6 protein-coding genes and 1 tRNA gene are annotated in these 5384 nt (G+C 63.7%); 1 reads left to right on the plus strand and 6 read right to left on the minus strand.

Annotated features, from left to right (window positions below; genetic code table 11):
* Positions 1-1393: NADP-dependent phosphogluconate dehydrogenase (gndA, locus tag P2Q66_RS02805; RefSeq protein ID WP_275725401.1), on the minus strand; the 1393-nt coding region annotated here is incomplete at its 3' end.
* A 202-nt stretch (positions 1394-1595) separates the two neighbouring features.
* Here gndA and P2Q66_RS02810 point away from each other — a divergent pair.
* Positions 1596-2321 (plus strand): FCD domain-containing protein, encoded by a 726-nt coding sequence (locus tag P2Q66_RS02810; RefSeq protein WP_275725403.1) that lies wholly within the window; start codon positions 1596-1598, stop codon positions 2319-2321.
* 160 nt (positions 2322-2481) lie between these two features.
* On the opposite strand, the gene P2Q66_RS02815 is transcribed toward P2Q66_RS02810, so the two are convergent.
* From P2Q66_RS02815 to P2Q66_RS02835, 5 genes are all read right to left on the minus strand, one after another.
* Positions 2482-2772 (minus strand): hypothetical protein, encoded by a 291-nt coding sequence (locus P2Q66_RS02815; protein WP_275725404.1) that lies wholly within the window; start codon positions 2770-2772, stop codon positions 2482-2484.
* Between the two features lie 102 nt (positions 2773-2874).
* Positions 2875-2950: transfer RNA gene (locus P2Q66_RS02820), tRNA-Val, on the minus strand.
* A 109-nt stretch (positions 2951-3059) separates the two neighbouring features.
* The gene (locus tag P2Q66_RS02825) at positions 3060-3980 is read right to left on the minus strand and encodes an NAD-dependent protein deacetylase (protein WP_275725405.1); all 921 of its coding nucleotides are present in this window, start codon (positions 3978-3980) and stop codon (positions 3060-3062) included.
* Positions 3981-3986: 6 nt separating this feature from the next.
* Entirely contained in the window at positions 3987-4481 is a 495-nt protein-coding gene (locus P2Q66_RS02830; protein ID WP_275725406.1) for a peroxiredoxin, read from the minus strand.
* Positions 4478-4897: a DUF3052 domain-containing protein gene (locus tag P2Q66_RS02835; RefSeq protein ID WP_079596430.1), complete on the minus strand. Its 420-nt coding sequence runs from the start codon at positions 4895-4897 to the stop codon at positions 4478-4480. The genes P2Q66_RS02830 and P2Q66_RS02835 overlap by 4 nt, the downstream gene beginning before the upstream one ends.
* Positions 4898-5384 lie beyond the last annotated feature (487 nt).

Genomic DNA, 5384 nt, shown 5'->3' on the forward strand with positions numbered 1-5384 from the left:
AGAGGGTGTGGAACGTGCCTTCAGCGTCGACGCGGCCATAGGTGTGGGCACCGAAGAGATCGCGCTGGCCCTGGATCAGGGCGGCGGCGACGCGCTTGCGGCGCAGGCCGTCGTAGTACGCCAGCGAGGAGGAGAACACCGGTACCGGGATGCCAAGCTGCACGGCGGTGGCAACCACGCGGCGCCACGCCGGGAGGGCATCGCCGATGGCCTTGGTGAACGCCGGTGCGAACAGCAGGTTGGCCGGCTTCTCGTCCGCGGCGTAAGCCTTGGTGATGTCCTTGAGCAGCTCGGCGCGGATGATGCAGCCGGCACGCCACAGGGATGCGATCTCGTCCAGCTTCAGGTCCCAGCCGTATTCTTTGGCTGCCGACGTCAGCATGTCCAGGCCCTGCGCGTAAGAGACGAGCTTGGAGGCGTAGAGGGCCTGGCGCACGTCCTCGACGAAGGTCTCGGGGATTTCCACCGAAGCTTCGTTGCCCGGCAGCAGTTCCTGGCCAAGCTTGCGCTGCCCGGCCTGCGAGGACAGGGCACGGGCGAAGACGGATTCGGCGATGCCGGAAACCGGGGAACCCAGTTCCAGGGCCGAGATGACCGTCCAGCGTCCGGTGCCCTTCTGGCCGGCGGCATCGACCACGACGTCGACAAACGGCTTGCCGGTCTTGCCGTCTACGTGGCCCAGGACCTCTGCGGAGATTTCGATCAGGAAGGAGGACAGCTCGCCGTTGTTCCACTCGGAGAAGATCTTGGACTGTTCGGCGGGCTCGATGCCGGCGCCTGAGCGTAGCAGGTCGAAGGCCTCGCCGATGACCTGCATGTCGGCGTACTCGATGCCGTTGTGGACCATCTTGACGAAGTGTCCTGCGCCGTCGGTTCCCACCCAGGCGCAGCACGGCTCGCCGTCCACCTTGGCGGAAATCTTTTCCAGCAGCGGGCCCAGTGCCTTGTAGGACTCCTTGGAACCGCCGGGCATGATGGAGGGGCCGTTCAGGGCGCCCTCCTCGCCGCCGGATACGCCGACGCCCACAAAGTGGAGGTCCTTCTTGGCCAGCGCGGCTTCGCGCCGGCGGGTGTCCTCGTAGTGGGAGTTTCCGGCGTCGATGATGATGTCGCCGGCTTCCAGGAGCGGCTCGAGCTGCTCGATCACGGAGTCAACCGGCTTGCCGGCCTTGACCATGATGAGGACGCGGCGGGGCTTCTCCAATGAGTCCACCAGTTCCTGCAGGGTTTCGGTGCGGACAAAGTCGCCTTCCGAGCCGTACCGCTCCAGCAGTGCGTCCGTCTTCTCCACGGACCTGTTGTGCAGCGCGACAGTGAAGCCGTTCCGCGCCAGGTTGCGGGCCAGGTTGGCGCCCATCACCGCGAGGCCGGTGACACCGATGTGTGCAGACATCAAAACTCCAATTCGTTTCTGTGCGACGGATGCGCAGGGGCGTTTCCCATGCCGGAAACACCATGACATTTTTCAGGGGTCGGAATAAAGCATATATATTCGGGGGCCTCGGGGGAAGTGCCGCCCATCCAGCGAACGTTTTGTTTCGCCTCCTGGCCGGACCAGGCCGGCCGGCAGACCTCATCGCACTAGGCTTAGCTGCATGACCAGCAGCCTGCACCACCGTGCCATTGAGAACCTTGGCACCCGCATCATCTCCGGTGAGCTGCCTGCTGGCCACGTTATGCTCGCCGAGCATCTCGAGGACGAACTTAAGGTTTCCCGTTCGGTAATCCGCGAAGCAGTCCGGGTACTGCAGTCGCTGGGTTTGGTGGAAACCACCAAGCGGGTGGGGATCCGTGTGCTGCCGGCCAGCCGCTGGAACCCCTTCGACCCGCAGGTCATCCGGTGGCGGCTCGCCAGCGATGCGCGCGGCGCCCAGCTGCGGTCCCTCGCCGAGCTTCGTGCAGCCGTGGAGCCGGCCGCCGCCGAGCTTGCGGCCCAGAATGCGCCCGCCCCGCTGCGGCTGGAGCTGGTGGACGTCGCCTATGCAATGCGCGACGCCGGGCACAACGGTGAAGTGCCGCGCTTCCTGGAGCTGGACATCCAGTTCCACTCCCTGCTGCTTTCCGGCTCGGGCAACGAGATGTTCGCCAACCTTATGGGCCAGGTGGCCGAGACGCTGACCGGCCGCACCGTGCACGGCCTGATGCCTGACCATCCGCATGAGGCTGCCCTGCAGTGGCACGTGGACCTGGCCGAAGCGGTCGCCAGGGGCGACGCAGCCTCCGCCAGGGAAACCTCGGACCGGATCATGCGAAGGACCATGTCCCGGATGTCGGATACCTGGACGGAGCAGCCGCGCGTGTTTATCCCCGTGCGCCGGTAGAGTCCGTAGCCCGGCCGCGTCACAGACTCGCGGCTACTTTTTGTTTCCGGGAGTTCACGGTATATTCATTTCAGGCCCTCCACCGCGGCATCCCCCAATAGTCGCGGTGGAGGGTTTTCCAATGCCCTGATACTGCCGGGTCAGCAGCCCGGCGCCCGCGTCAAGCGGCATCGGCAACTGATTCCCGAAGGCGCCAGCCCCCGCCCAAACCGTCGCGCTCAAGGAGCATGGTGGTCAGGGCAGAACTCTTGTTGCTTCCCAGCCTCACCTGGACCTGCAGGACTTCCACATCCACCCTGCTGTTGCCCTTCGGCATCCTCCGGCGGGTCTCCCACCAGTTGATCCGCTCAAACCATCTGACAGGTTCGGCACCCACTGACCATTCCCTCCCGCGGCTGACCACCGCCGTCGGCATTCCGTTTTGGCCAGTGCGGACTATCACGTGTTCCATACCTGGAAAGCTATGGCAGGGGTCCGACAATCGGCGCCGCCGGCGGAAGACACAAAAAACCCCGCATTTTCACCGGTACAGGCGAAAAATACGGGGTTTTGCTGGTGGGTCCTACCGGGATCGAACCGATGACATCCACGGTGTAAACGTGGCGCTCTACCAGCTGAGCTAAAGACCCAGGCCGCTGAATCCGGCGTTTCCGCCGCAACCAACGAACATAGACTCTACCCGACCCTGGCCCTCAAACGCGAATCGGACGGGAAGTCCGGCCTGGTGTCCCCTGCACATCACAGCGGCGGCAGTTCGGCCGCAAGCCAACTGAGTGATTCTGAGACCCCGGCCTCAAGCTTGATAGTGGCTTTATCGTCCCCGCGGGTCTCTCCCCTGTTGATGATGACTACCGGCTTGCCGTCCTTCGCGGCGTGCCGGACAAACCGTAGTCCGCTCATGACTGTCAGCGAAGAACCGGCCACCACCAAAGCGGCGGCTTCATCGACCATGGCGTAGGACTTCTCCACCCGGTCCTTTGGCACGTTTTCACCGAAGTACACAAAGTCGGGTTTCAGCGTGCCGCCGCAGGCCGGACAGGCGGCCACAACAAAGCTGTTGATCAGGGCCTGGTCCTCCACGGTGGCGTCAGCATCGGGTGCCATTTCCACCAGCCCCGTTTCTTTCGCCCGTTCAAGGAACTCCGGATTCAGCTCCTCCAGCATTCCCGCGAGGAGCCGGCGCGAGTAGGTCCTGCCGCAGTCCAGGCAGACCACCTGGTCAAACCGGCCGTGGAGATCGATGACGTTCACGCTTCCGGCATCCTCATGCAGGCGGTCCACGTTCTGGGTGATCAGCCCGGTGAGGTAGCCACGGCGTTCAAGCTCCGCCGCTGCGTAATGTCCCGGATTTGGATCGGCATGGCGGAGGTGTGACCAGCCGATGTGGTTTCGCGCCCAGTACCGCTGCCGGTTTGCGGCATCCCGGACGAACTCCTGGTACGTCATGGGCGTCCTGGGTGGCGAACCAGGGCCGCGGTAATCGGGGATGCCCGAATCGGTGCTGAGTCCGGCGCCTGTCAGCAACGCGAAACGGGTGCCGGCCAGGATGTCCCGGATACGGACCAGGATCTCAAGGTCAGCGGCAGAAGCCCGGGCGGGAGGCGACGGCGGCATGCTGGCAAAGCCGGTCAGGCCTACCCCATGCCGCCGCGCGTCCATGGCCCGTCAGCCCTGGTCCAGGCCGGCCAGTGCTGCGCGGTACTCGCCAAAGTCACGGGCCTGGCCACGCGGGTTCACCACTGTGTACCGGATGCGTCCGGCGGCGTCGATGATGAACGTGCCGCGCCTGGCCATTCCGGTGTCCGCATCGAAAACACCGTACGCGCTGGCTGCGGCGCCGTGGGGCCAAAAGTCCGAGAGCAGGTCGAAGCCGTAGCCTTCCTGGGCCGCGTAGGCACGGAGGCTGAACTTGCTGTCCACCGATATGGCCAGGACCGTGGCATGGGCATTCTCGAAGACAGCGAGGTTGTCCCGTATTTCGCAGAGTTCCCCGGTGCAGATCCCCGAGAACGCAAACGGGTAGAACACCAGGACCACGTTCTGCCCGCGGAATGACGACAGCCGGACCGGCTCGCCAAACTGGTTGGGGAGTTCAAAGTCAGGAGCTGTCCCGCCGACCGCGGATACAGCAGCGGAGGCAGCGGCAAGCGCTGCCGTCACTTGTTCTTCCTGCTCACCAGCCGGGCAGCGCTCCAGTCCTTGGATACGCCGGCTGATGTGGTGACGTGCAGGCCGGCGGTGGGGGCGGCCTCCTGGATGTCCGCCGGGGAGACGTAGCCATCCCTTCCGGACTTCGGGGTAAGGACCCAGACAACGCCGTTTTCGCTGAGGGTGGTCAGCGAATCCATCAGGCTGTCAACAAGGTCGCCGTCACCGTCGCGCCACCAAAAGATCACGGCGTCCGCAACTTCGTGGTCGTCCTCGTCCAGCAGCTCTGAACCGGTGAGGTCCTCTATATCGTCACGCAAGTCGAAATCGACATCGTCGTCGTAACCGAACTCCTGAATCAGATCCCCGTTTTTGAAACCCAATTTTTCCGCCACATTTACCGAAGTGGCGGCGTCGGCCTCGCTCACGTGTTCCTCCAATGCCTCATATATGCGGTTCGCATAGTGATTTCCATTACTCCCAAGCCAACACCCTTTGTGCCTGCGCTTCAAGCTGCCGCCCCCGTGGAACGGCATATTCTGCGTCACATCGGGTGTGGTCAGCCCGCCTTGCAGCGGCTTTTCGTCACACAACCAGTATGACGGCGAAATACAACAGAGGTGCCAAAGGTGCAGCTACGCATCGCCTTGGTGGGAGGGCTAGAGTGGCTGATGACAACTATGCCTGCGGGACAACAACCTTGTAACTTCGTGCAGACATAGGAGCGCTAGGACCCTGCCCGGCACACATGCCCGGGCTGTTGTAACCGATACGTCGCACACGGCGTATGTACGCCGGGCAGTCACCCTGCCTGGCCTGAGTGCGCCGATTCATGCGCGCAAAGAGAGGTTGGACGTGGCTGCAGGAGAAGATACCTCCCATATCCTCAGCGGGTTGACTAACCAGCTGCCTGAT

This window comes from Arthrobacter sp. Cr_A7 (assembly GCF_029222765.1).
Taxonomy (GTDB): Bacteria; Actinomycetota; Actinomycetes; order Actinomycetales; family Micrococcaceae; genus Arthrobacter.

Coding starts and splice junctions, on each gene's coding strand:
- P2Q66_RS02815 (WP_275725404.1), bottom strand. CDS start 2,772: ATGGAACACGTGATAGTCCGCACTGGCCAAAACGGAATGCCGACGGCG.
- P2Q66_RS02825 (WP_275725405.1), bottom strand. CDS start 3,980: ATGGACGCGCGGCGGCATGGGGTAGGCCTGACCGGCTTTGCCAGCATG.
- P2Q66_RS02810 (WP_275725403.1), top strand. CDS start 1,596: ATGACCAGCAGCCTGCACCACCGTGCCATTGAGAACCTTGGCACCCGC.